The organism is Mesorhizobium sp. M0848 (genome assembly GCF_040319805.1).
Classification (GTDB): Bacteria; Pseudomonadota; Alphaproteobacteria; order Rhizobiales; family Rhizobiaceae; genus Mesorhizobium.
In genome coordinates this window covers 274,592-296,277 of record NZ_JAMYOM010000002.1, presented here as the reverse complement: position 1 = coordinate 296,277, position 21,686 = coordinate 274,592, and the positions used below count along the sequence as shown (strand labels likewise).

At 63.2% G+C, this 21,686-nt stretch carries 24 protein-coding genes; 10 read left to right on the top strand and 14 right to left on the bottom strand.

Annotated elements, in window-relative coordinates:
- The first annotated feature begins 120 nt into the window (after window positions 1-120).
- The 4 genes from NKH95_RS03290 to NKH95_RS03275 all read left to right on the top strand — a co-directional run bounded on the left by NKH95_RS03290 (window position 121) and on the right by NKH95_RS03275 (window position 2,327).
- Window positions 121-306 (top strand): membrane protein, encoded by a 186-nt coding sequence (locus NKH95_RS03290; RefSeq protein ID WP_023808667.1) that lies wholly within the window; start codon window positions 121-123, stop codon window positions 304-306.
- A gap of 20 nt (window positions 307-326) precedes the next feature.
- Window positions 327-1,226 (top strand): 4-(cytidine 5'-diphospho)-2-C-methyl-D-erythritol kinase, encoded by a 900-nt coding sequence (locus NKH95_RS03285; protein ID WP_352891070.1) that lies wholly within the window; start codon window positions 327-329, stop codon window positions 1,224-1,226.
- Complete coding sequence (moaB, locus tag NKH95_RS03280; RefSeq protein WP_352440004.1) at window positions 1,213-1,767, top strand: molybdenum cofactor biosynthesis protein B; 555 nt, start codon at window positions 1,213-1,215, stop codon at window positions 1,765-1,767. Before NKH95_RS03285 ends, moaB begins: the two co-directional genes overlap by 14 nt.
- A gap of 137 nt (window positions 1,768-1,904) precedes the next feature.
- The gene (locus NKH95_RS03275) at window positions 1,905-2,327 is read left to right on the top strand and encodes a GFA family protein (protein ID WP_023808670.1); all 423 of its coding nucleotides are present in this window, start codon (window positions 1,905-1,907) and stop codon (window positions 2,325-2,327) included.
- 7 nt (window positions 2,328-2,334) lie between these two features.
- On the opposite strand, the gene NKH95_RS03270 is transcribed toward NKH95_RS03275, so the two are convergent.
- Together NKH95_RS03270 and NKH95_RS03265 are read right to left on the bottom strand one after the other, a co-directional pair.
- Window positions 2,335-3,309: a hypothetical protein gene (locus tag NKH95_RS03270; protein ID WP_023808671.1), complete on the bottom strand. Its 975-nt coding sequence runs from the start codon at window positions 3,307-3,309 to the stop codon at window positions 2,335-2,337.
- A gap of 143 nt (window positions 3,310-3,452) precedes the next feature.
- Window positions 3,453-3,977: a glycosyltransferase gene (locus NKH95_RS03265; RefSeq protein ID WP_352891069.1), complete on the bottom strand. Its 525-nt coding sequence runs from the start codon at window positions 3,975-3,977 to the stop codon at window positions 3,453-3,455.
- 149 nt (window positions 3,978-4,126) lie between these two features.
- Here NKH95_RS03265 and NKH95_RS03260 point away from each other — a divergent pair, with 149 nt between their 5' ends.
- Window positions 4,127-5,281 (top strand): PA0069 family radical SAM protein, encoded by a 1,155-nt coding sequence (locus tag NKH95_RS03260; protein WP_023808673.1) that lies wholly within the window; start codon window positions 4,127-4,129, stop codon window positions 5,279-5,281.
- 151 nt (window positions 5,282-5,432) lie between these two features.
- Complete coding sequence (gene rnhB, locus NKH95_RS03255; protein WP_127290952.1) at window positions 5,433-6,128, top strand: ribonuclease HII; 696 nt, start codon at window positions 5,433-5,435, stop codon at window positions 6,126-6,128.
- A 131-nt stretch (window positions 6,129-6,259) separates the two neighbouring features.
- On the opposite strand, the gene NKH95_RS03250 is transcribed toward rnhB, so the two are convergent.
- The 7 genes from NKH95_RS03250 to NKH95_RS03220 form a co-directional block, all read right to left on the bottom strand.
- Window positions 6,260-6,751 carry a F0F1 ATP synthase subunit B gene (locus tag NKH95_RS03250; protein WP_023808675.1) on the bottom strand — a complete coding sequence of 164 codons (492 nt, stop codon included), beginning with the start codon at window positions 6,749-6,751 and terminating at the stop codon, window positions 6,260-6,262.
- Window positions 6,752-6,761: 10 nt separating this feature from the next.
- The gene (locus tag NKH95_RS03245; RefSeq protein WP_352891068.1) at window positions 6,762-7,361 is read right to left on the bottom strand and encodes a F0F1 ATP synthase subunit B; all 600 of its coding nucleotides are present in this window, start codon (window positions 7,359-7,361) and stop codon (window positions 6,762-6,764) included.
- Between the two features lie 63 nt (window positions 7,362-7,424).
- Complete coding sequence (locus NKH95_RS03240; protein WP_006206606.1) at window positions 7,425-7,649, bottom strand: F0F1 ATP synthase subunit C; 225 nt, start codon at window positions 7,647-7,649, stop codon at window positions 7,425-7,427.
- Between the two features lie 85 nt (window positions 7,650-7,734).
- Window positions 7,735-8,493 (bottom strand): F0F1 ATP synthase subunit A, encoded by a 759-nt coding sequence (locus NKH95_RS03235; protein WP_023808677.1) that lies wholly within the window; start codon window positions 8,491-8,493, stop codon window positions 7,735-7,737.
- 59 nt (window positions 8,494-8,552) lie between these two features.
- Window positions 8,553-8,960, bottom strand: coding sequence for an AtpZ/AtpI family protein (locus NKH95_RS03230; RefSeq protein ID WP_352761234.1), 408 nt, complete (start codon window positions 8,958-8,960; stop codon window positions 8,553-8,555).
- Between the two features lie 254 nt (window positions 8,961-9,214).
- Window positions 9,215-10,399: a cell wall hydrolase gene (locus NKH95_RS03225; RefSeq protein ID WP_352891067.1), complete on the bottom strand. Its 1,185-nt coding sequence runs from the start codon at window positions 10,397-10,399 to the stop codon at window positions 9,215-9,217.
- Between the two features lie 142 nt (window positions 10,400-10,541).
- The gene (locus tag NKH95_RS03220; RefSeq protein ID WP_352891065.1) at window positions 10,542-11,834 is read right to left on the bottom strand and encodes an MFS transporter; all 1,293 of its coding nucleotides are present in this window, start codon (window positions 11,832-11,834) and stop codon (window positions 10,542-10,544) included.
- 120 nt (window positions 11,835-11,954) lie between these two features.
- Here NKH95_RS03220 and NKH95_RS03215 point away from each other — a divergent pair, with 120 nt between their 5' ends.
- Window positions 11,955-12,875: a LysR substrate-binding domain-containing protein gene (locus NKH95_RS03215; RefSeq protein WP_352891063.1), complete on the top strand. Its 921-nt coding sequence runs from the start codon at window positions 11,955-11,957 to the stop codon at window positions 12,873-12,875.
- A 237-nt stretch (window positions 12,876-13,112) separates the two neighbouring features.
- Here NKH95_RS03215 and der read toward each other — a convergent pair whose 3' ends face one another.
- Both der and NKH95_RS03205 read right to left on the bottom strand, forming a co-directional pair.
- Window positions 13,113-14,546, bottom strand: a complete 1,434-nt coding sequence (gene der, locus NKH95_RS03210; RefSeq protein ID WP_352891061.1) for a ribosome biogenesis GTPase Der — start codon at window positions 14,544-14,546, stop codon at window positions 13,113-13,115.
- Window positions 14,543-15,208: a tetratricopeptide repeat protein gene (locus NKH95_RS03205; RefSeq protein ID WP_352891059.1), complete on the bottom strand. Its 666-nt coding sequence runs from the start codon at window positions 15,206-15,208 to the stop codon at window positions 14,543-14,545. The genes der and NKH95_RS03205 overlap by 4 nt, the downstream gene beginning before the upstream one ends.
- A 214-nt stretch (window positions 15,209-15,422) precedes the next feature.
- On the opposite strand from NKH95_RS03205, the gene NKH95_RS03200 reads away from it, so the two are divergent.
- The gene (locus NKH95_RS03200) at window positions 15,423-16,430 is read left to right on the top strand and encodes a polysaccharide deacetylase family protein (protein ID WP_352891101.1); all 1,008 of its coding nucleotides are present in this window, start codon (window positions 15,423-15,425) and stop codon (window positions 16,428-16,430) included.
- Between the two features lie 36 nt (window positions 16,431-16,466).
- Here the strand turns inward: NKH95_RS03200 and sbmA are convergent, their stop codons facing one another.
- From sbmA to NKH95_RS03185, 3 genes are all read right to left on the bottom strand, one after another.
- Window positions 16,467-17,726: a peptide antibiotic transporter SbmA gene (gene sbmA, locus NKH95_RS03195; RefSeq protein ID WP_352891057.1), complete on the bottom strand. Its 1,260-nt coding sequence runs from the start codon at window positions 17,724-17,726 to the stop codon at window positions 16,467-16,469.
- 113 nt (window positions 17,727-17,839) lie between these two features.
- On the bottom strand, window positions 17,840-19,000 hold the full coding sequence (locus NKH95_RS03190) for a YbfB/YjiJ family MFS transporter (protein ID WP_352891055.1): 1,161 nt from the start codon (window positions 18,998-19,000) through the stop codon (window positions 17,840-17,842).
- Between the two features lie 115 nt (window positions 19,001-19,115).
- The gene (locus NKH95_RS03185) at window positions 19,116-19,340 is read right to left on the bottom strand and encodes a hypothetical protein (protein ID WP_183444615.1); all 225 of its coding nucleotides are present in this window, start codon (window positions 19,338-19,340) and stop codon (window positions 19,116-19,118) included.
- Window positions 19,341-19,435: 95 nt separating this feature from the next.
- Between NKH95_RS03185 and NKH95_RS03180 the strand changes: the two genes are divergently transcribed.
- Together NKH95_RS03180 and NKH95_RS03175 are read left to right on the top strand one after the other, a co-directional pair.
- Window positions 19,436-20,428 (top strand): LysR substrate-binding domain-containing protein, encoded by a 993-nt coding sequence (locus NKH95_RS03180; protein WP_352891052.1) that lies wholly within the window; start codon window positions 19,436-19,438, stop codon window positions 20,426-20,428.
- Complete coding sequence (locus tag NKH95_RS03175; protein ID WP_352891050.1) at window positions 20,425-21,681, top strand: aminopeptidase; 1,257 nt, start codon at window positions 20,425-20,427, stop codon at window positions 21,679-21,681. The genes NKH95_RS03180 and NKH95_RS03175 overlap by 4 nt, the downstream gene beginning before the upstream one ends.
- The last annotated feature ends 5 nt before the right edge of the window (window positions 21,682-21,686 follow it).

Sequence of the window (21,686 nt, the reverse complement as noted above, 5' to 3'; positions counted from 1 at the left end):
CAGAACCGTCTAGCATGAGAGCTTGAGTTTCATGCATGTCGTGTTGCCAAAAGCGGGTCGACATGCATCAACCGACCCGACCGGCCGCCTTCGCCGGCCCAGCGTGGGAGGAGTTTTGGCATGCCGCAGATCATTTTCTTCGCCGTCGTTGGCGTTGCCGCCTATTTCGGCTACCGCACCTTCATTAGGGAAGCCGAGCGTGTGACCGCCAAGGTGCGACGCACAGAAAAGCAGACGGCCAACGGCGCGATCGGCACTTTGGTCAAGGATCCGAAGACCGGCGAATACCGGCTGGCCAAGGACTGAGCATCATCCCGCAGACGATTGTGGACACCGACATCGGGTCGCGTAGCTGGCACGCACACGCCAAAATCAATCTTGCGCTGCATGTCACCGGCAGGCGCCCTGATGGCTATCATCTGATCGAAAGCCTGGCGGTGTTCACGCGGTTTGGCGACAGGGTCGAAATCGGGCTCGCCGACAGCGATGAGTTTACCGTGTCCGGCCGTTACGCCCCGGCCGTCCCTCTCGATGCAAGCAATCTGGTGCTCAAAGCGCGCGACGCCCTGCGACAGGCGGTCGGGCAAGAGCGCACACCGCCGGTCGCCATCCGGCTCGAAAAGAACCTGCCGGTCGCCTCCGGCGTCGGCGGCGGTTCGAGCGACGCGGCAGCCGTGCTGCGCGGGCTGGCGCAGACTTGGGCCCTGGACATCGATGGCACCGAGCTGGCACGGATCGGCCTCTCGCTTGGCGCCGATGTGCCGATGTGCTTGGCGGCAAAGCCGCTGGTGGCGCGTGGCATCGGCGATGAACTGTCGATGGTGCCGGATTTTTCGGCGCTTGGCCTGGTGTTGGTCAATCCAGGCACCCCGGTGTCGACGGCGGATGTCTTTGCAGCGCTTTCCCGGCGCGACAATGAGGCCTTGCCGCCGCTGCCGCGCAGCATCGATTTTCACAGCCTGCGCAACTGGCTGGAGATCACCCGCAACGATCTCGAGCCCGCGGCGCTGGAGGTGCAACCCGCAATCGGCAGGGCGCTTTCCTGGCTGAACAAGGCCGGATCGGGGTTCTCGCGGATGTCGGGATCCGGCGCGACATGTTTCGGCCTGTTCGAAACCGGCAATGTCGCCAAGCGCGCCGCCGCCGAAATCCGCGGCCGCCAGCCCGACTGGTTCGTTGCCGCGACGCGCAGCATCGCATCGGAGGGCGCAGATGGCCAGAATTGACGAGAGCCGCTCCTTCATTCCCGTGCGCATCGCGGTGCTGACCGTTTCGGATACGCGCAGCCTCGCCGACGACAAATCCGGCCAGACGCTGGCCGACCGCATCACCGAGGCCGGCCATCTGCTGGCGGCCCGCAATATCGTCACCGACGACCGCGAGAAAATCCGCGACACGGTTCTGGCGTGGTCACAGGACAAGAATATCGATGTCGTCATCACCACCGGCGGCACCGGCTTCACAGGCCGTGACGTGACGCCGGACGCGCTGGAGCCGATCTTCGAAAAGCGCATGGATGGCTTTTCGGAAGTGTTCCACCGGATTTCCTACGACAAGATCGGCACCTCGACGATCCAGAGTCGGGCGACCGGCGGCGTCGTCAACGCCACCTTCGTCTTCGTGCTGCCGGGTTCGCCAGGCGCCTGCAAGGACGCGTGGGACGGCATCCTGAAAGCGCAGCTCGACTACCGGCACATGCCGTGCAACTTCGTCGAGATCATGCCGCGCCTGGACGAGCATTTACGGCGCGGCAAATCGGCTTCGTAAAAGCCAGGCAAAGCGTCGGTTCCACGCCGCTTTTGCAGGCAGAACAGCACCGGTGCCTTCGAAACACCATTCCAAACCGAACCTCGGAAAAGTACCTTGCCTGAAGGCGATCATCGCCATCACGACAAGGCAGAACCATGACCACGCATACCGGCGGATGCCATTGCGGCAACATACGCCTTGCATTTTCAACCGAACTCGACCCATCGCAAATCGAAGTTCGCGCCTGCCAATGCTCGTTCTGTGTCAGACATGGTTCGCGCGCCATTGCCGATCCGGACGGCAGACTGACCATCTCGGTCAAGGATGAGGCGCGATTGCGAAAATATCAGTTCGGGCTGAGGACGGCCGACTATTTGATCTGCCGGGATTGCGGCGTCTATGTCGCCGCAATCGCCGGAGAGGATGACGCAAGGGCGATCGTCATCATCAACGCCCTGGACGACCGAGAGCGGTTCAATCAGGAGCCGGCTCGTGTCGACTTCGATGCCGAAAGCCGGGCACAGCGCCAAGCCAGGCGCCGCGCTCACTGGACGCCTGTCGAGATGAGCTTCGGATAGGCAGCTCTCAGCGGATGACCGGCTCGCCATGAAACCGTCGGCGCGACGGCGGCGATACGCCGAAGCCGACTTCCATCATCAGTCGCGGCGTGCGTGCCGGCACGGTGCCCATATGAAAGCCAAAGGGGTCCTCGACGAAGCCGAGACCGGCCTCGCCGGTCAGCGTAACCGGGCTCTGCTCGCCATAGACATCCAGAACCTGTTGCGCGGGATGGCCGACCAGAAGGGTAAGCTGATGCTTGAGGCTGCGGCGCTTGTGGCTGCCCCTGACATAGACATGCGGACCGGTGTCGGCGTCGACCGGCTTGAGGTAGAAGAAGAATTTCAGCATGCGCCAGTCGTCGAGGTCAAAATGATACTTGCCGAGCGAGGCGAGGTTCTTGTCGGCATCCGAAGCGGCACCTGTGGGAAAACTCCACCAGACCCGCGTCGTGATCAGTTTCGCCTGGCCGCCGAGATAGTGCGCGGCAATATCCAGAAGCAGCGGATCGCGCTGGATGGCAAGCGCCGCCGGGCAGTCGAGGATGCGCTCGAAAAAATGCCCGCTAAGCAGCGAGCGGCCAAGGCGTTTCTCGGCCTCGGCATGTTCCCCCGGCATGAATTCGAGACGGCGGTCGAAATTGCCGAAGCAAGGCGTGCGCCCGGCGAAGTCGGCGATCTCTTCATGGATATCAGGCGGCAGGACCAGGCCTGAGAACAGCCCGTCGGAGCGCAACGCATCGACGACCGCTCCCCGTTCGACACCGGCAAACATCGTATCCCCGGCATTGGCGACCGGGCGGGCGCGCTTTGCGCCGAGCCAATGCATGCGGCGTCCGGGCATGGTGCGCGCCAACACGAACATCGGCAGCCAGGCAGGGTTCTCACGCAGGTCCGTCAGATAGGTTGGAATACGCACGGCGATGCGCCGCAGCAGGCTGCCGTTGCGCGCAATGGCCTCGAGACTGGCCGCGCCGGATGTGTCGGGGGTTGAAAGCTTCATTGGGTCCTCGGCTATGAGAGCACCACCGATGCCGCATCGGTGCTCGCCTCTCGGCATGACCCAAACCCAATTCCCGCTTGAACGGAAGCTAACCCCGCGTCAAACTTTGTGCAATGCACAATGACCTGAGCAACTGCAAAAAATCACGTCGAGGGGCGGCGCTCCTGCTTGGCCGGCGCCATCCAGATTTCGGCGTCGAGCCGCTTCGTCGCGAGGCCGCGGGCGATGGCCTCGGCACTGCCGGCACTCTTGGCCGCGGCCGCCGCCTGACGCTTGCTGATCAGCAATCCGTCGGCCAAGGCGCGGTTTCCCGAAAAGACCCGGGCCAGGAATGGCGTGCGACTGGCTCGCGTGCGCGAAAACCGTGCCGCCATGGTCTGCCTGGCCGTATGGGCGACAACTTCATCGATCCAGCCCTCCACCAGCCGCGCGCCCGGCTCCAGGACCAGCAACCAATCCCCCTTGGCCTGGCGGATGCCGGCAGCGACACCGCCCGTCACGTACTGACAGCCGGCATGCTCGGCCACATGATGCGTCTGGTCGGTAGAGCCTGTGTCGCAGACGATGACTTCACGCACCACGCCTTCGACCGCGCCGCCAATCAGCGAGGCGAGCGTGCGGGCGAGGCCCTCCTCGTCGTTGCGGGTTTCGATGAGAACACTGAGCATCCTTAGCCGAATAGCGGAAAGCGCCCGACAGCGCCAGTTTTGCATCGCACCATAGAAAGTTCTTGCTTTGTTCTTATCAACGAAATAGGAATAGTTTCATGAGCAGAGCGATTCGACACAACATGGACAGTCCCTGGGAGCGGGCGAAAATGGAACAGATCGTGCGCGCCGACATTGCAGCTTTCGGAGCAGGAAGAGCCGAGATGGCCAACGCGATGGTCGAGCAGAGCGGCATGCGTGTCCGCCCGGACCGCAACCGCGGCAGGTCAGCGGGTATCAATCCGTCCGGCCGGTTCGAGCCGGTCAGCCGGCACGTGTTCGACGATGGCTGGAATTCGCTGGAGGAACTGCCGCCCTTCAAGACCGAAGTGCAGGTCGAGAAGCCGCGCACAATCATCACCCGCAACGAATCGCCCGACATTTCCTTCGACCGTTCCATCAACCCCTATCGCGGCTGCGAGCATGGCTGCGTCTATTGCTTTGCCCGCCCGACGCACGCGTTCATGGGCCTGTCGCCGGGTCTGGATTTCGAATCGAAGTTGTTCGCCAAGCCTGATGCGGCGCGCTTGCTTGACAAGGAGCTTTCGAAAGACAGCTACCAGCCGCGCACCATCGCCATCGGCACCAACACCGACCCCTACCAGCCGATCGAGAAGCAATACCGGATCATGCGCGAAATTCTCGAAGTGCTGGAAGCGCGCGGCCATCCAGTCGGCATCGTGACAAAGTCCGCTCTGGTGACGCGCGATATCGATATCCTGTCACGCATGGCCGAACGCGGGCTCGCCAAGGTGGCGCTGTCGGTGACGACGCTCGACCGTATGCTGGCGCGCACCATGGAGCCGCGCGCGTCGACACCGACCAAGCGGCTGGAAGCGATCCGGCAGCTTTCCGATGCCGGCATTCCGGCGTCGGTCATGGTGGCTCCTATCATTCCGGGCCTGACCGATCCGGAGATGGAACGCATCCTCGATTCCGCACGTGCGGCCGGCGCGCGCGAAGCGGGCTACGTGATCCTGCGCCTGCCGCTGGAGGTCAGCCCGATCTTCAAGGATTGGCTGCTGCGCCATTATCCCGACCGCTACCGCCATGTGATGTCGCTGGTCCGCTCGATGCGCGACGGCAAGGACTACGATTCGGAATGGGGCAAGCGCATGAAGGGCGCCGGTCCCTACGCCTGGCAGATCGGCCGGCGCTTCGAGATCACAGCCAAGCGGCTCGGCCTCAATGCCGAACGGCGCACGTTGCGAACCGACCAGTTCGTTGCCGCCGGGAAAGATCAGGTGCAGCTGACGCTGCTTTGAGAGACAATTCGTCGCGATGGTTTGATCCGTCGCGGCACCAGAATCCCGTCCGGCCTGCCCCGGCCTGCAGACGGTGCCCTCCCGGTCCGGCGCCCCACCCGACCCGGAGGGACTTGCGGAGAATCAGAGCCGATGCGAACCTCGCCGCAACATGGCTCGCGCGCGTTCTGATTCTCCGCCTCTCTTTGAGATCATCGAGAAGCCTGACTTCTCCTTCGAGACGAAGGCGATGGCGGAGGGCCTGTGGCCGGTCGCCGGGATGGACGAGGCCGGCCGTGGCCCCCTGGCCGGGCCGGTGGTCGCCGCGGCCGTGGTGCTCGATCCCGCCAACATTCCGGACGGCCTCGACGATTCCAAACGCCTCAGCCATTTGCAGCGTGAGGCCTTGTTCCTGCGAATTCTTGGCTCCGCGCAGGCGGTCTCGATGGCCTCAATCAGTGCCGAGGGCATCGACGGCAGCAACATCCTCAAGGCAAGCCTGGAAGCCATGCGGCGCGCCCTTGTCGGACTGTCGGTCCGACCGAAACTAGCCCTCGCTGATGGACGCGACGTGCCGCCGGGGCTGCCTTGTGAAGGGCGCGCGCTGATCAAGGGCGACCAGCGTTCGCAATCGATCGCTGCCGCCTCGATCGTCGCCAAGGTGATGCGTGACCGCATGATGTGCGGCTGCGGCAATCATCACGACCGCTACGGGTTCGAAGTCCACATGGGCTACGCCACGGTTCGCCATCGCACCGCGATCGAAGCGCATGGCCCGGTGGCGCGGCTGCATCGCGTATCGTTTTCGCCGTTCAGGCTGGGTGGCGCTGAAGTGGTTGAAGAAGAGAGCTTTGCTGGGCTGGATTGAACAACGGCGGCGGCGACAAGCCAATCTCCCCCTTGTGGGGAGATTGACCGCTTCGGCGTCTCACGCACTCTCCAAGCAAAAAAGCCGCCAGGTTGCCCGGGCGGCTTTAATTGTATGAGGGCCGTGAGGGCTCAGTTCAGCTTCGACTTCACGTCCGCGAGCGATGCCTTGAACAGATCGGCACCGGCCTTGGCGTCGATCTTGCCGGCAAGCAGCGCGCGCGCTGCCTCGACGGCGATATCGACGGCGCTGGCGCGGACTTCGCTGATGGCGTCACGCTCGGCCTGGCCGATCTTCTGTTCGGCAAGCGCGGTGCGCCTGACAACATAGTCCTCGGTTTTCTTGTGCGCCTCGGCGGCAAGCATATCGGCTTCGCGCTTGGCGGCGGCGACGATGTCGGCGGCCTCCTGCTCGGCTTCCTTGCGCTTGCGCTGATACTGGCCAAGCAGTTGCTGGGCCTCCTCGCGCAGTCGGCGTGCTTCGTCCAGTTCATTGCTGATCCTGGCGGCGCGGGCGTCGAGCGCCTTGGCGATCAGGCGAGGCACCTTGATGTAGACGGCAATGCCCAGGAAGATGACCAGGGCAACCGTGGCCCAGAGCGTCGCGAGAGATGTGTAATCCATGATGCGCTCCTCACCGGGCCACGGATTTGACCGCGGCCGCGATCTCGGCCTTGCTGGCCTTGCCGCCAACCAGGGCTTCGACGATCGCCGAAGCGGTATCCTCGGCGATGCTGCCGACTTCCTTCATGGCATTGGCCTTGATGGAAGAAATGCGGGCTTCGGCTTCGCCAAGCTTGGCGTCGAGCGCGGCCTCGACCTTCTTGCGCGCGGTATCGGCCTCGGCCTTGGCCGCGTCGCTGGCCTGCTGGCCGATCGCGTTGGCCTTGGTCTTGGCTTCCGCCAGTTCCTGCTCGTAGGCAGCAACGGCGGCGTCGGCCTCGCCCTTCAACTTGGCCGCCTGATCAAGGTCCTGCGTGATGCGATCGTTGCGGACATCGATGATGCCGCCGACGCGCGGCATCACCACCCGCTTCAGGAAGAGATAGAACAGCCCGAAGGTGATCGCCAGCCACAGAAGCTGCGACGGGAACGTCGCCGGATCGAATGGCGGAAACGTGCCATGCGCTTCAGCAGGCACGCTGGTGCCGGAATGCGTTTCGCCTTCCGTCGCAGCGTGGCTGGTATCGGCTGATGGCGCGGACTCTTGCGCAAAGGCAGATGTCACGAACATGGACTATCCCCGAAATTCAGGCCCGCCGCTTGCGCGGCCGGCCTGTCCAATCTTCCCGAGTGCTCAGCCGAACAGGGCCAGAAGCGCGATGAGAAGCGAGAAGATGCCCAGAGCTTCGGTCACGGCGAAGCCGAAGATCAGGCGGCCGAACTGGCCATCGGCAGCCGACGGGTTGCGCAGTGCGCCCGCCAGGTAGCTGCCGAAGATGTTGCCGAGGCCAATGCCCGCGCCACCCATGCCCAGGCAAGCGATGCCGGCGCCGATGTACTTTGCTGCTTCTGCGTCCATTTGTTCAACTCCTTTGGATCTAAAATTCCGTTGCGATTCCATCCGGCGCCTATGTTGGAAATTCCTGGGCCGGAAACTTTTGGACCTAATGCCCGGGGTGCAGGGCGTCGTTGAGATACATGCAGGTCAACACGGCAAAGACGTAGGCCTGCAGGAAGGCGACCAGCAGTTCCAGTGCCGTCAGCGCCACCGCCATCGCCAGAGGCAGGATAGAGCCGGCGACGCCGACCGCGCCGAGCGCGCTCAGGCTGACCACGAAGCCGGAGAACACCTTCAGCGTGATGTGGCCGGCGAGCATGTTGGCGAACAGACGAACCGAGAGGCTGACCGGGCGCGACACGAAGGAGATCACCTCGATCAGCACCACCAGTGGCAGCAGGAAGACCGGCACGCCATGCGGCACGAACAGTTTCAGGAAGCCAAAACCATGCTTCATGAAGCCGTAGACGACCACGGTTGCGATCACCAGCACGGCAAGGCCGAAGGTGACGATGATGTGGCTGGTGACGGTGAAGAAATACGGGAACAGGCCAAGCAGATTGGCGACGAGCACGAACATGAACAGCGAGAACACGAGAGGGAAGAACTTCATGCCTTGCGTGCCGGCGGCATCGCGCAACATGTTGCCGACGAACTCGTAGGCCATCTCGGAGACCGACTGAAGCCGCCCGGGAACCAGGCTGCGGCTCGACGTCGTGAGAAACAGGAATCCAGCCGCGACGATCACGGTTGCGACCATGAACAGCGCCGAATTGGTGAAAGACAGGTCATAGCCGCCGATGTCGATCGGAATCAGCTTGTTGATATGGAACTGGTGGATCGGATCGACCTTGTCAGCTGCCACGTTCAAACCCCGTCAATGCCGCGTACGGCCTCGTTACCATTACCGCACATGAAGCGCGGTCATTTCTTGTCGTCTTGGTCACGGCGCGATTTATCGCCCTGTCCAAATTCTGCCACAACGCCGGCGGAACGCATCACATTGAGCACTCCGGCGCCAAAACCAAGCAGCAGAAACACGATCAGACCCCATGGCGATGTCCCCGCCAGACGGTCGATGATCCAGCCGATGCCGGCACCCACCACCACCCCGGCGATAAACTCGCTGGAGAGTTTGAGCGCCTTACCATAACCGGCCACACTGCCCGCTTTCGCGTCGTCTTTCCCCTCGAGCCGGCCCGGCCGCCTTGTCGCAAGCGAAGCTTCAAGGTCACGGCGGCGGCGCTCAAGATCGTCGTCGCGGATATCGGGTTCATGCTGATTGCCGCGGCCGGTTTTTCCGGTTCCGTCTGGCCCATTCTTGTCGGCCATCGCAACCCCCCTGCCCGGTCAGACCGTCACCGTCCGTCCGCTTCTAAAGTCGCCGGCAACATAGTTAGAGGGTTTGCGCCCGTCAAGCCACGGGCGGAAGTTCATTGCCATGTATTTTAGGCAATAAAATCAATCAATTAGAAAGGTGCGACATCGTGCCCGCCATGATGACGAGGATGCATGGCGCGAATCCCCTGCGCAATGGCTCTTCGATAGGCTGCGCGCCACATCAAAGATCAGCGGCTGCTCTGCACTCAGCTCCAGCCGCCGCCATAGGTCCGATAGAAGATATGCAGGCCGATCTTGGTCATCTTCTGCATCGTGCGCGCCCAGACGGGATGGACATATTGGGCGTAGTAGTGGGTCGACGATCCGACTTCCGGGATGAAGATCTTGCCGGCCGTGACGGCCATGGCGATATCCTGGGCGGTCTTGTAGGCGACAGGGCTGTCGATGCGCTTCTTCCTGCCGTCGCAGGCGAAGGAGAACTGGCAACGATTGAACCAGCTGTCGTTCTGGTAGACGACGCCGCAGATCGAATTCGGATAGGTCGGGTTGCGGACGCGATTGAGGATGACCTGGGCGACGGCGGCCTGGCCGCGCACGGATTCGCTCCTCGCCTCGAAATAGATGCCGTTGGCAAGGCAGGCCTGCTCCTTCTTGGAGAAGACACTGGCGGGCAGCGGGTTCTGGATCCACGAATGATCGCCTTTGGCCATCGGCGGAATGAAGCGGCCATCATTGGGCTGCTCGTCCTGAAGCAGGGCTTCGAAGGGCGATGCCTTGGCATAGTCGGGTTCGGACTGCGCATAGGCGGTCGCCAGCACATCCGGATGGTCATTGTTGACCAGCGAAGCGAGCATGGCCGGCACGCCGGGATCCGGCTTCTTGTCCTCGCGCGCATGGAATGCGGCTGCGATCTGGATTTCCTTTCCTTTGATCTGCGGCTTGGCGAACGCCATCTTCAGGTCGCTGTCCATGCTGGGCCGCAGCAAGGAAGAGGTGCGCTCGAAGATCGAGCCGGCGTTGAAGTTCTTCGGCGGCGCCACGGGAGACATCTGGACGATGCGCCCTTTCTTCTCGGCGCGCACGACGCGATCCTCATCGGGCGTGGCGCTGACCTTGCCGCCCTTGCCGCGAAACGACACGTTGCCGATACCGGCCAGGTGGACGCCCGACCCGGAGATGGAGCCGGTGGCGTCGGAATCGATGAAGGGCATCTCGGCCGCATGGGTCGAGCCAGCGACGGATTTCTCGACATAGGAATTCCAGCGCGTGGTCGATGCTTCGAGGCCGGAGACGAGGCTCGTCATGTCCTGGTAGGCGGCGACGGTCGGAAAGCCGATCCAGATGCCGAGACCGATGACGAATGGCGCCAGAAAGCCACGTTTTCTCTCACCGGCGGCGGCAACCAGCCGCTTCAACACACGTCGATGCACGGAACTCTCTCCAGGAACGCTACAGACCCCACTGGAGAGCAAAATGATGCATTAACCTTGATGGGACGTTAACAGGTTCGATCGGGTTTTCCCGGTCGGCCCGACGTCGTGGTTCCGAAGTCGGGCGGTTTTGCGGCCGAACTCAGGCCGGCCGCAGGAAGATCGGCCAGGCGATCAGGGGGCAGATGGCCGCAGCCAGCCAGACCCCGGACCATGACCAGAGGTGCAAGAGCCCCGGAATGGCGATCGGCACCAGGAAGAAGCCGACGAAAACGAAGCTGTTGGCAAGGCTGAGCGCGGTTCCGACATGGCCGGCGCCGGCAAGCGTGGCAAGCTCGGTATAGGCGACGCCGTGCCATGCGGAGACCGAGATGCCTGCAACGATCAGCACGACGGGAAGGACAGCCGTCAGGAAGAGCTGTCCGCCTGGGATGGCGGGACCGGCCAGAACCAGCAACCAAAGCACCAAGAAGGCGAGTGCGCTGAGCGCACTGCACAAGCGAAGGAATTTGCGGCGGTTGCCATGAAGGTCGGTAAAGCGCCCGCTCCAGATGCGCATGACCATGGCGCCGATCTGCACGGCGGCGAGGCTCGCGCTGATCGCGGCCGTTCCCAGTCCGACAAAATCATGCAGGAACACGGAGGCGAAGGTGAGCACTGCCACTTGCGGAAAGCAGAGCAGGCCGATGGCGGTCGCGATACGCCAGACGTCGCGATTGCGCAGCGGCGCCGGTCCGGCCGCAGTTGCCGAAGCGAGATGGCCTTTGCCCGCCGTCGGCGGCTCGTGCAGCCAGCGCCAGGCGAACAGGGCCGAGAGTGCGGATGCACCCGCCAGAACCCCGAACACCGCGCCAAAGCCGAAAGCCAGGGCAAGCGCAGGCAGCACGAGCGCGCCAAGGCCGCCGCCAAGCGGCACCGCCGTCTGCCTGATGCTCATGGCAAAGCCGCGCTCGTTTTCCCGGAACCAGCCCATGATGGCGCGGCCGCTCGAACCGTTGACGCTGCCGCCGAGCAGTCCGGTGATGAGCAGGCTCGCGGAGAGCAGCGCGACGCCGGGAATACCGGTCCTTGTCGGCACGACCAGCATCGCCATGACCAGGAGCCACGCAGCCGTCGCGCCGAGCCCGATCAAAAGCACGCGACGATCGCCCCAGCGGTCGGTGAGCAAGCCCCAGGGCAGTTCGCTGAGCGCGACCCCCAGCCCGAGAAGGCCGAGTGCCAGGCCGAGCTGCGCATTGCCCAGATGATAGCCCTGACGAAGCACGACTGCCGTTGCCGGTATGCCGGAGAAAGTGGCGGAGAAGCTGGCATTGGCGGCAACGCCGATGCCCAGGACCTTCCAGCGATGGCCGGGCTTGAATGCCCTCGCGGCGGAACCGGTATCTTCCGAGAGTTCCGGCTTCTGTCGGTCGGTGCAATCGGCGATGGCGGACATGATTTCATTCCCGTTTCTTGGCCGGCGGTCTGGCCTTGACGGTCTGTCTCTAGCGCCGTATTTTTGTCCTGAAAATCAGGAGTTTTTAAACTTAGCATCCTGAAAAACAGGACTATCAATATGCGACGCGTGACATTCGACCTCGACGTCCTCCGCAGTTTCGTCACCGGCATGGAACTGGGCAGCTTTGCCAAGGCGGCTGACCGGCTTGGCCGGTCGACGTCGGCGGTCAGCGCGCAGTTGAAGAAACTGGAGGAACAGGCAGCGACGCCGATCTTCCGCAAGTCGGGGCGCGGCCTCGCTCTGACCGAGGCGGGCGAGACCATGCTCGGCTATGCGCGCCGGCTGATCGAGCTGAATGACGAGGCGGCATCCGCCATTCACGATGTCGAGCTGGAAGGCTGGGTAAGGCTCGGCCTGCAGGAGGATTTCGGCGAGGCGGTGCTGCCTGACGTGCTCGGCCGCTTCGCCCGGGCGCACCCCAAGGTCAAGATCGAAGCCAGGATCGCGCGCAGCCACGACCTTGCCGAACGGATCATGTCAGGCAGCCTCGACATCGCGCTCGCCTGGCACAGCGGCGAGACGCTGCCCTACAGCCAGCATGTCGCCGATGTGCAGATGCGCTGGATCGGTCCGGCAAAGCGCATCGAGACCAGCTTGCGCCACGGTGAGCCACTGCCGCTGGTGGCGCTCGAGGCGCCATGCCTTTTGCGCACGGTGGCGACCGAGACGCTCGACAGGGCGGGGCTGTCGTGGCGGATGGCCTTTTCAAGCCCGAGCCTTGGCGGCATCTGGGCGGCGGTTGCGGCGGGGCTGGGGCTGACGATCCGCACCGACATCGGCCTGCCGGCCAGCGTCAGCGCGATGACGCCGGAGATCGCCGGATTGCCGGCGCTGCCCAAGATGTCGTTGTTCCTGCATCGCAAGGACGCTGAGGTCGAGCCGGTGGCGGCCCGCCTCGCCGACATATTGCTGGACGCCGCGCGGCAAGCATTGCCTGAAAATGCGAGGACGGATGAGAGGTTGAGAGAAGTCGCTTAGGTTCTTGCCGAAACGCCCATCACTTCGTCATCCTGGGGCGAAGCAAGGAGCGAAGCGACGCAGCGCAGACCCCGGGATCCATGCCGCGACTTCAAAGCGCTGCCGCGGTGCAGAAATTCTGCTCCGCTGCATTCCTCGCAAAGGTAACGGCATGGATCCTAGGGTCTCCGCGACGGAGCTTCGCTCCTGCTCCGCCCTAGGATGACGAAGCCGAGGGGCGTCGGCCAGCCGCGCCGCTCATTTGCGCTTGTTGGACCTGCCGGCGAAGGGATTGTCCGATGTGCGCAGCGCGATGCGGATCGGCACGCCGGGCATGTCGAAGGCTTCGCGCAGGCTGTTGGAGAGATAGCGCACATAGGATTGCGGCATCGCATCGGGCCGCGAGCACTGGACGACGAAACCCGGCGGCCGGGTCTTGGCCTGGGTGACGTATTTGACCTTCAGCCGGCGCCCGGCCACGGCAGGCGGCGGATGATGCGCCAGGATGCCTTCCAGCCACCGGTTGAGCTTGCCGGTCGAGACGCGGCTGTTCCACACCTTGTGGGTCCTGATGACGGCATCCATCAGCTTGTCGAGGCCGCGCCCGGTCTCGCCGGAGACGGGTACGGCCTGGAGGCCGCGCGCCTGCGGAAGAAGCCGTTCCGTCTTCTCGCGCAGTTCGGCAAGAAGCTCCTGGGGATGGTCGATCAGATCCCATTTGTTGAAGGCGATCACCGGCGCACGACCTTCGCGAATGATCAGGTCAGCGATCTGCAGATCCTGCTTCTCGAAGGGAATGGTGGCGTCGAGCACGATGATGACGATCTCGGCGAAGCGGATGGCACGCAGGCCGTCCTGCACCGACATCACTTCCAGCTTTTCGTGGATCCTGGCCTTGCGGCGCATGCCGGCCGTGTCGAACAGTTTCAGGCGGCGGCCATGCCAATCCCAGTCGACCGAGATCGAATCACGGGTGATGCCGGCTTCCGGTCCGGTGAGCAGCCGTTCTTCGCCGATCAGCGCGTTGATCAGCGTCGACTTGCCGGCATTGGGACGGCCGACGACAGCGATGCGCATCGGCTTGGTGTCGTCATAGGTGTGCTCGGCATCCGGATCGGCGATATCCTCGCCGATCAGAACCTCGCCGGCAGCGACTTCTTCGTCTTCGCTATCTTCATTTTCGCCGAAGGCACGCGCTTCGCCGAGCGCGCCGATCACGGCATCACGCAGGTCGGGCATGCCCTGGCCATGTTCGGCCGAAACCGGGATCGGCTCGCCAAGGCCGAGTTCCCAGGCCTCCAGCATGCCGCCCTGGGCGCCCTTCGCCTCGGCCTTGTTGGCGACCAGCACCACCGGCTTGCCGGACTTGCGCACGATCTCGGCGAAGGTCCTGTCGTCAGGCAACAGCCCGGACTTGGCGTCGATGGTGAAGAAGATCAGGTCGGCTTCGCGGATGGCAATCTCGGTCTGCGCGCGCATCCGGCCGGGCAAGGTGGAGGCGCCCGCGTCCTCGAAGCCGGCGGTGTCGATGACATCGAAATGCAGGTCGTAAAGCTTGGCGGCATGGACGCGACGGTCGCGGGTGACGCCCGGCGTGTCATCGACAAGCGCCAGCTTCCTTCCCACCAGCCGATTGAAAAGAGTCGATTTGCCGACGTTAGGTCTGCCGATGATGGCGACTTTGAAGGTCACGACGCACTGCCCGACCCGCGGATCAGCTCGGACATCAACGTTGCGCGCTCGCGGGTGTTGCGCGGCGCGCCGTCATCGGCGGCGATCTGGTCGAACAGCTTTAGCGCGTCCTGGGTCTTGCCTTCCTTCCAGGCGGAAAGGCCGAGTGCCTCGCGCGCCGTATGGCGCAGCGTGTTGGTGTCGGATGTGAGCGCTTCGACACGGCTGGAGACATCGGCGAAGGAGCCGTGGTCGACAAGCAATAGGGCTGCCCGCAGCCGTGCCATGTCGCGAATGCCCTGGGGAATGGCCGTGTCGGCGGCGACTTCGTCGAAATCCTTGACGGCGGCGTCCACGTCGCCCTTGTTCGCCTTGACGGTCGCGCCGCGCATGCGGGCGAGCAGCGGATAGGCGCCGTAGCCATCCTTCTCCAACTGATCGAGCGCGGTCAGGGCTTCGTCGTCCTTGCCGTCATTGGCCAGCTTCAGCGCCTGCGAGAACGCATCGCCGGAGCGGTTGGCGCGCGTCTCATCCCAATAGCGATAGCCGACGAAGGCGGCGGTGCCGAGCACCACGAGGATCGCGAGGACAAGCAAAGCGGGACCGAAACGGTCCCACAGCTTCTGCGCCTGTTCGCGACGCATCTCGTCGTTGACTTCACGGATAAAACTGTCGTCGGACATCAATCAAACCATTCCTGCCCGGTCGGGCCTTTGTCAGCCCGCGTTTTAGCGAAATTTTGTCGGCATGGAAGGGGTTCAACCGGAAAATCGCCTATTCCCTAGGGCAAACGGATGTTTGCCCCGGGGCAAGCTGCCGAAAAGGCCAATCGCATCCACGCCACATTTAGGCGATAGCCGGCTTGCAAACGTTCCCCGAGTGAAGATCAGATTGCCTATGCTTCGTCCGTTCCGCGTTGTTGCGTTTTCGCTTGCCGCGCTCGCCACTGCCGGTGGGGCTCTGGCCGATCCGCCAGCGCCACCAGCGCCGGCCAAGCCGAAACAGGTCGTCATCATCTCGTTCGACAGCGCCCGCGACATTTCGCAGTGGAAGCGCAGCCGGGCGCTGGCCGAGCGTACCGGGGCGCATTTCACCTACTTTCTCTCCTGCGTCTTCCTGCTGTCGCCGGAAACCCGCAAGGAATACACCGCCCCCGGCAAAAGCGCCGGCAAGTCCAACATCGGTTTTGCCGCCTCGAAGCAGGAAGTCACCGAGAGGCTCGAGCAGATCGGCCTTGCCGCGCATGAAGGCCAAGATATCGCCAGCCATGGCTGCGGCCATTTCGACGGCAAGGACTGGAGCAAGGCCGACTGGCTGAAAGAGTTCAGTTCGTTCGAGCACATTCTCGAGAACGCCTATGCGATCAACGGCATTGCGCCCGAGCCTGAGGGCTGGCGCGATTTCGCGCGGCATGCGGTGGTCGGTTTCCGCGCGCCGTATCTGTCGACAGGCAAAGCGCTCTATGAGGCGCTGCCGGCGGCCGGTTACCAGTTCGACGCGAGCGGCGTCTCGCAGGGTCCTGCCCGGCCGGCGGCCAGCAACGGGATCATGCACTTTTCGCTACCGCAGATTCCTGAGGGACCGAAATCAAGGCCGGTGATCGCCATGGACTACAATCTCTATGTCAGGCATTCCGGCGGCTTCGAGCGGCCGAGCAAGGCGGACGAATTCGCCAACCGGACCTATGACGCCTTCCGCGCCGCCTTCGACAGGCAGTATGCCGGCAAGCGCATTCCGCTGGAACTCGGCTTCCACTTCGCGCTGATGAATGACGGCGCCTACTGGAACGCGCTGGAGCGCTTTGCCGGCGACGTCTGCGTGAAGCAGGATGTCGAATGCATCAGTTTTCGCGACTATGTATCGCGGCGGGATGCCGCCCAGAAGCAGGCTTCGGTCGGCGGCTGAGCCGCCAACCCGATTCGATTTCCAAATCTCGGCTTTTTAGGCCGGATCCTCGGCGCCTTGTCTTGCCAGATAGCGCTGGTCGATATCAGGCAGCGGCTCGCCTTGCAGCGTCGCCTCGAAGGCGCGCAGGCGTTTGTGGACCGATTGCAACTCGACGATGGTCGACCACGAGGTGAGCAGAAACTGCAGCGACCCCGTCACCTTGCCGAACGCGTTCGATATCTGGTTCAGCGCGCCGAACGTTATCTTGTGCGCCACCAGCGAGGGACCCAGGATCAGCAGCGAGAAAATGTTGTCGGCCTGCAGGTAGGTGTAACGGACGACGTTGAAATAGATGTAGTGGAAATAGAGCCTGAAATAATTGTGACGAACATTCTCGAACAGTTCGGCAGTGGTGGCTGGCTGGGCCCGGTCCGCGTGGTCCTCGCCGTAGACGAGTTCCTTGCGATAGGCAGCTTCGACACGCTGGTTGCGGAACTGCAGCCCTGGAAGTTTCAGGCCGGCAACCATGACAGAGATCGTTCCGAACAGACACCAGGCAAGGGCCGCGACCACCAATGGCTGCGGGATCGCGCCGATAATCGGCAACTCGGTGATATGGGCCTGCAACTGGATCATGACCGGCAGGAATGCGATCAAGGTCATGATCGACTGGACAAAGCTGGAGCCGAGGTCTTCCATGATCTGCGAGAACCGCATCGTGTCTTCCTGGATACGCTGCGAGGCACCCTCGATATGGCGTAGCCTGCCCCAGTTCTCGACGAAGTAGTTGTTCATCGCCGTGCGCCAGCGAAAGATCCAGTGGCTGACGATGAAGGCATTGACCACCTGCACGTTCATGCCGACCAGCGCGAGCCACGAAAAATCGGCCAATCCGATATAGAATTCGCCGTTGGTCGACTTTCCAGTCCCCGACATAAGTCCCTGTACGTAGTCGAAGAAGGGTCCGTACCAGGCATTGACGGCGACGCTGACCTGCACATTGAAATAGATGAAGAACAGGATGACCGCGGTCATCAGGATCGACCAGCGCTGCCACGGATGCGGCGAATACCAGCTCCAGAATGCGTAGAAGACGAGCACGCAAAACGCGAAGTAGAGATAGAACCAGAGGAACGGCGGCGATATGAGGATGGCGATGCCGATGATGGGCGGCGCGCCGGCGGCGGCGGGCGGCATCCCGAAGACGGCTCCCAACTGCTCGCCGCCGAAAAACCAGAACAGGATCGCCGCAAGGCTCCAGACGGCGGCCGAAGTGAAGAAGAGCTTCGGCTGCGGGAAAAAGGATACGAACACTGTGGCGAATTCCTCGATCTAGGCGCAAATCAGCAGACTACGGCGGGCATAAAGTCACACATTAGTGGGAAAGAAAATGCCCGTGCCCGATGCCCGGCACAGCAAGCCCACAATCATGGCGATTTTGGCGCAGCCGACCATGTGATGGCGCCGGAGACGACCAGCACGATTGCGGCGGTGATCGAGGCGAGGAAGAAATCGCCGGACATTTGCGCCAGAAACCCGGCTGCGAGCGGACCGATGATCTGGCCAAGGCCGAACGCAGCCGTCATCAGGGCGAAGATCCGCCGCGGCGCGCTTGGCGCCTGCTGCCTGGCGGCCTGCAGGCCAAAGGCGGTGATGGCGATGAAGGTGCCGCCGAGCAAAACGCCGCCAAGCAGCGGCCCGGTGCGCCCGCCGATGGCAACGCTTGCGGTGACGCCGACAACTTCGATGAAGCATGCCAGCGCATAGGCGGCATAGAGCCCGATCCGCGCGGCGATCTTCTGCCAAGCCCAAGTCGAGGGAAAGCCGGCAAGACCGGCGGCCATCCACACCATGGCCTCGAAGACTCGGCTGCCGCCGCCTTGCCGGACGATGGCGACCAGGAATGTCGCCGTCACCACATAGCCAAAGCCGAACAGGCCATAGGCAATGATGACCTTGACCAACGACCGATCCATCCGCAGTGCCGGCTCGCGGGCGACTTCACCATTGCCAAGCGGGCCCTCGTTGACCAACAACGCCACGAGCACGAAACCACAGGCCGAAATTGCCGCCGACCACAGCCAGCCCGCCGCCCAGCCTGCATGTTCGGTGACCAGCACCGCCATCATCGCCGCGGACACCGCGATGCCGAGGCCAACGCCGCCGAAATGCCACGCCTGCAGGTCGCTGCGACCGGCGGCGTTTATATGGCTGAAAACGATGCTGGCCATGAACACCATGACGAAGGCGCTGGCCAGACCGGCCAGAAAGCGGATGACGAGAAAGGCGGCCATCGCATCGGTCAGCCCCATCAGTGCGGCAAGGGTCGCACTGGCGCCAAGCCCCGCCAGCATCAGCAGGCGTTCGCGCCCATGCGCCCAACCGCCCGCCGCCGCCAACGCGCCGATGAGATAGCCGAGATAATTGGCCGACGCGATCCACCCGGCATCGGCCGGCGACAGATGCAGTTCCTCCATCATGCCGGGCAGGATCGGCGTGTAGACGAAGCGGCCGATGCCCATGGCAACAGCCATGGCAATCATGCCGGCGAAAGCGAAACGCAGCGCTGTTGAGGCGACGGATGTCATTGCAGTGCACAATAAGTGCGCGAGCCGGTGAAACAATCCGCCTTTGTTGGGCCAGACCGTCGCGGGCGCCGTGATCGCCTGGACTTGTGCTTAAATCGGAAGGCGTGTCATCCGCTCAGCAGCGCCCGCCGAAACCCGCATGCAATGAAGCCGTCTCGTGCACTGTCCGCCGTGCCGTCAGCCTGAACGGCACGTCGCCAAGCTCGCGCTCCGACATGGTGTTCAGCACCGGATGCGAAAGCGGATCGGTCAGCCATCTCTGCGCCTCGCTCTCCCGGCGCGGCTCATATGGCGTGCTGGCGAAAAAGACCTTCAGCGACGACGACAAAATCCTTAGCATTTCCGGCTCCACAGGTCTGTCTCCCCTGATAAAGTCTGCCGTTTCGACATCTCTTTCAATTGAGATTTCAGCCGGATCGGTTTAGAAAAACTCAAATGGCTATGCTCAACCGCGTCCATCTCAACGGCCTTCGCGCCGTCGAAACCGTCGCCCGGCTCGGATCGCTGGCGGCCGCCGCCGGAGAGCTCAACGTTTCCGTCAGCGCCGTCAGCCAGCAGATCAGCCGCACCGAAAAGCAACTCGGCCAGGCACTGTTCGAGCGAACGGCGAGCGGTCTGGTGTTGACCGAATTCGGCGCCGTTTTCGCGACCCGCCTTGGTGCTGGTTTCCGCGAGCTTGCCCAGGCTGTGGCGCTGGCCGACGAGGCGACGCAATGCACATTGGTGGTTTCGGTGGCGCCGGCGTTTGCCTCGAAGTGGCTTTTGCCGCGACTGTCGCGTCACTTCGACCGGCATCCCAACGTGCTGCTGCGCATCGACGCGTCAGTGCGGCTGGCCAATCTCGATCACTCGGACATCGACATCGCCATCCGGCTCGGCGACGGCAAATGGCCGGGCGGGCGGACGGAACTGCTCTTGGCGCAGGAAGTCTTCCCGGTCTGCGCGCCGGCGATCGCCAAAAAACTGAAGTCGATCGAGGACCTTGCCCAGACCTGCGCGATCACCGATGAGCGGGCGATGATCAACTGGGAAAGCTGGTTCGAGACAGCCGGCGTTCCACCTGTCACCTTCCTGAAGGGTGCGCGTTTCACAGACCCGATGCTGTGCCTGGAATCGGCGATCGCCGGCCACGGCGTGATGCTGGGCTGGCAATTGCTCGCCGCCGATGCGCTGGCCGACGGGCGGCTGGTGGCGCCTTTCGGAATTCGTGCCCAGAGCGGGCTCGGCTATTGGCTGGTGACCTCGTCCGCCAAGACCGAAAGCCGCAAGGTCCGGGATTTCAAGGTCTGGATCAGGGAAGAGATCGAGGCGACCATGGCGCAGTTCGGGTCCGCGACCATGGGAGCCGCTGACTCGATCGCGGTGGAAAGCAGCGTGGCACAGGGCTATGTAGAGTCGGACATCAAACTACGACAGGCAGGATCATGACCACACATTCGCGCGGCGTTTCCGCATCGATCGACCCGGTGAAACTCGACAGGCTGGCGGAAGTCGCCATCAAGGTGGGGCTGCAATTGCAGCCGGGACAGGATCTGGTGCTGACATCCTCCATCGCGGCATTGCCGCTGACCAGGCGGATCGTCGAGCATGCCTACAAGGCCGGCGCCGGCCTGGTGACGCCGATCTTCAACGACGACGAGATGACGCTGGCGCGCTACCGCTTCGGCGCCGATGCCGGTTTCGACCACGCCGCCGGCTGGCTCTATGAGGGCATGGCGAAGGCCTTTTCCAACAATGCGGCCAGGCTGGCCGTGCGCGGCGAGGATCCTTCGCTGCTCTCCGCACAGGACCCGGCGAAAGTGGCGCGCGCCAACAAGGCCAATTCGATGGCGTATCAGCCGGCGCTGGAAAAGATCACCGGCTTCGACATCAACTGGAACATCGTCGCCTATCCGGACCTCGCCTGGGCCAGACAGGTCTTCCCCGGCGATGCCGACGATGTTGCAGTGGTGAAGCTCGCCGACGCCATCTTCGCCGCTTCGCGAGTGGATGTGGAGGATCCGATCGGCAACTGGAAAGCGCACAATGCAGCGCTTCGCAGCCGCACCGAATGGCTCAATGGCCATAATTTCCACGCGCTGCATTTCACCGGGCCAGGCACCGACCTGACCGTTGGGCTGGCGGACGGCCACGAATGGATGGGCGGCGCCTCGACCGCCAAGAACGGCATCACCTGCAATCCCAATATCCCGACCGAAGAGGTCTTCACCACGCCGCATGCAAGGCGGGTCGAGGGTCATGTTTCGTCGACCAAACCGCTGTCCTACCAGGGCACGCTGATCGATGACATCTCGGTTCGTTTCGAAGCGGGCAGGATCGTAGAGGCCAAGGCATCGAAGGGCGAGGACGTGCTGAAGAAAGTGCTCGACACCGATGAGGGCGCGCGCCGCCTCGGCGAGGTGGCGCTGGTGCCGCATTCCTCCCCAATCTCGGCCAGCGGGCTGTTGTTCTTCAACACGCTGTTCGACGAGAACGCCGCCTGCCACATCGCACTTGGCCAGTGCTACTCGAAGTGCTTCGTCGACGGCGCCTCGCTCAGCCAGGACGAGATCGCGGCGCGCGGCGGCAATAAGAGCTTCATCCACATCGACTGGATGATCGGTTCGGACAAGATCGACATTGACGGCGTTCACAAGGACGGCGCCCGCGTGCCTGTCATGCGCAAGGGCGAGTGGGCCTGACCCGC

Excerpts from the sequence above, each read along its gene's own strand:
- NKH95_RS03220 (WP_352891065.1), bottom strand. The coding sequence starts at position 11,834 with ATGTCCGCCATCGCCGATTGCACCGACCGACAGAAGCCGGAACTCTCG.
- NKH95_RS03260 (WP_023808673.1), top strand. The coding sequence starts at position 4,127 with ATGGAACAGATCGTGCGCGCCGACATTGCAGCTTTCGGAGCAGGAAGA.
- NKH95_RS03175 (WP_352891050.1), top strand. The coding sequence starts at position 20,425 with ATGACCACACATTCGCGCGGCGTTTCCGCATCGATCGACCCGGTGAAA.
- NKH95_RS03200 (WP_352891101.1), top strand. The coding sequence starts at position 15,423 with ATGCTTCGTCCGTTCCGCGTTGTTGCGTTTTCGCTTGCCGCGCTCGCC.
- NKH95_RS03270 (WP_023808671.1), bottom strand. The coding sequence starts at position 3,309 with ATGAAGCTTTCAACCCCCGACACATCCGGCGCGGCCAGTCTCGAGGCC.
- NKH95_RS03275 (WP_023808670.1), top strand. The coding sequence starts at position 1,905 with ATGACCACGCATACCGGCGGATGCCATTGCGGCAACATACGCCTTGCA.
- NKH95_RS03185 (WP_183444615.1), bottom strand. The coding sequence starts at position 19,340 with ATGCTAAGGATTTTGTCGTCGTCGCTGAAGGTCTTTTTCGCCAGCACG.
- NKH95_RS03265 (WP_352891069.1), bottom strand. The coding sequence starts at position 3,977 with ATGCTCAGTGTTCTCATCGAAACCCGCAACGACGAGGAGGGCCTCGCC.
- NKH95_RS03215 (WP_352891063.1), top strand. The coding sequence starts at position 11,955 with ATGCGACGCGTGACATTCGACCTCGACGTCCTCCGCAGTTTCGTCACC.
- NKH95_RS03290 (WP_023808667.1), top strand. The coding sequence starts at position 121 with ATGCCGCAGATCATTTTCTTCGCCGTCGTTGGCGTTGCCGCCTATTTC.
- rnhB (WP_127290952.1), top strand. The coding sequence starts at position 5,433 with ATGGCTCGCGCGCGTTCTGATTCTCCGCCTCTCTTTGAGATCATCGAG.
- moaB (WP_352440004.1), top strand. The coding sequence starts at position 1,213 with ATGGCCAGAATTGACGAGAGCCGCTCCTTCATTCCCGTGCGCATCGCG.
- NKH95_RS03205 (WP_352891059.1), bottom strand. The coding sequence starts at position 15,208 with ATGTCCGACGACAGTTTTATCCGTGAAGTCAACGACGAGATGCGTCGC.
- NKH95_RS03240 (WP_006206606.1), bottom strand. The coding sequence starts at position 7,649 with ATGGACGCAGAAGCAGCAAAGTACATCGGCGCCGGCATCGCTTGCCTG.
- NKH95_RS03230 (WP_352761234.1), bottom strand. The coding sequence starts at position 8,960 with ATGGCCGACAAGAATGGGCCAGACGGAACCGGAAAAACCGGCCGCGGC.
- NKH95_RS03180 (WP_352891052.1), top strand. The coding sequence starts at position 19,436 with ATGGCTATGCTCAACCGCGTCCATCTCAACGGCCTTCGCGCCGTCGAA.
- NKH95_RS03190 (WP_352891055.1), bottom strand. The coding sequence starts at position 19,000 with ATGACATCCGTCGCCTCAACAGCGCTGCGTTTCGCTTTCGCCGGCATG.
- NKH95_RS03245 (WP_352891068.1), bottom strand. The coding sequence starts at position 7,361 with ATGTTCGTGACATCTGCCTTTGCGCAAGAGTCCGCGCCATCAGCCGAT.
- NKH95_RS03250 (WP_023808675.1), bottom strand. The coding sequence starts at position 6,751 with ATGGATTACACATCTCTCGCGACGCTCTGGGCCACGGTTGCCCTGGTC.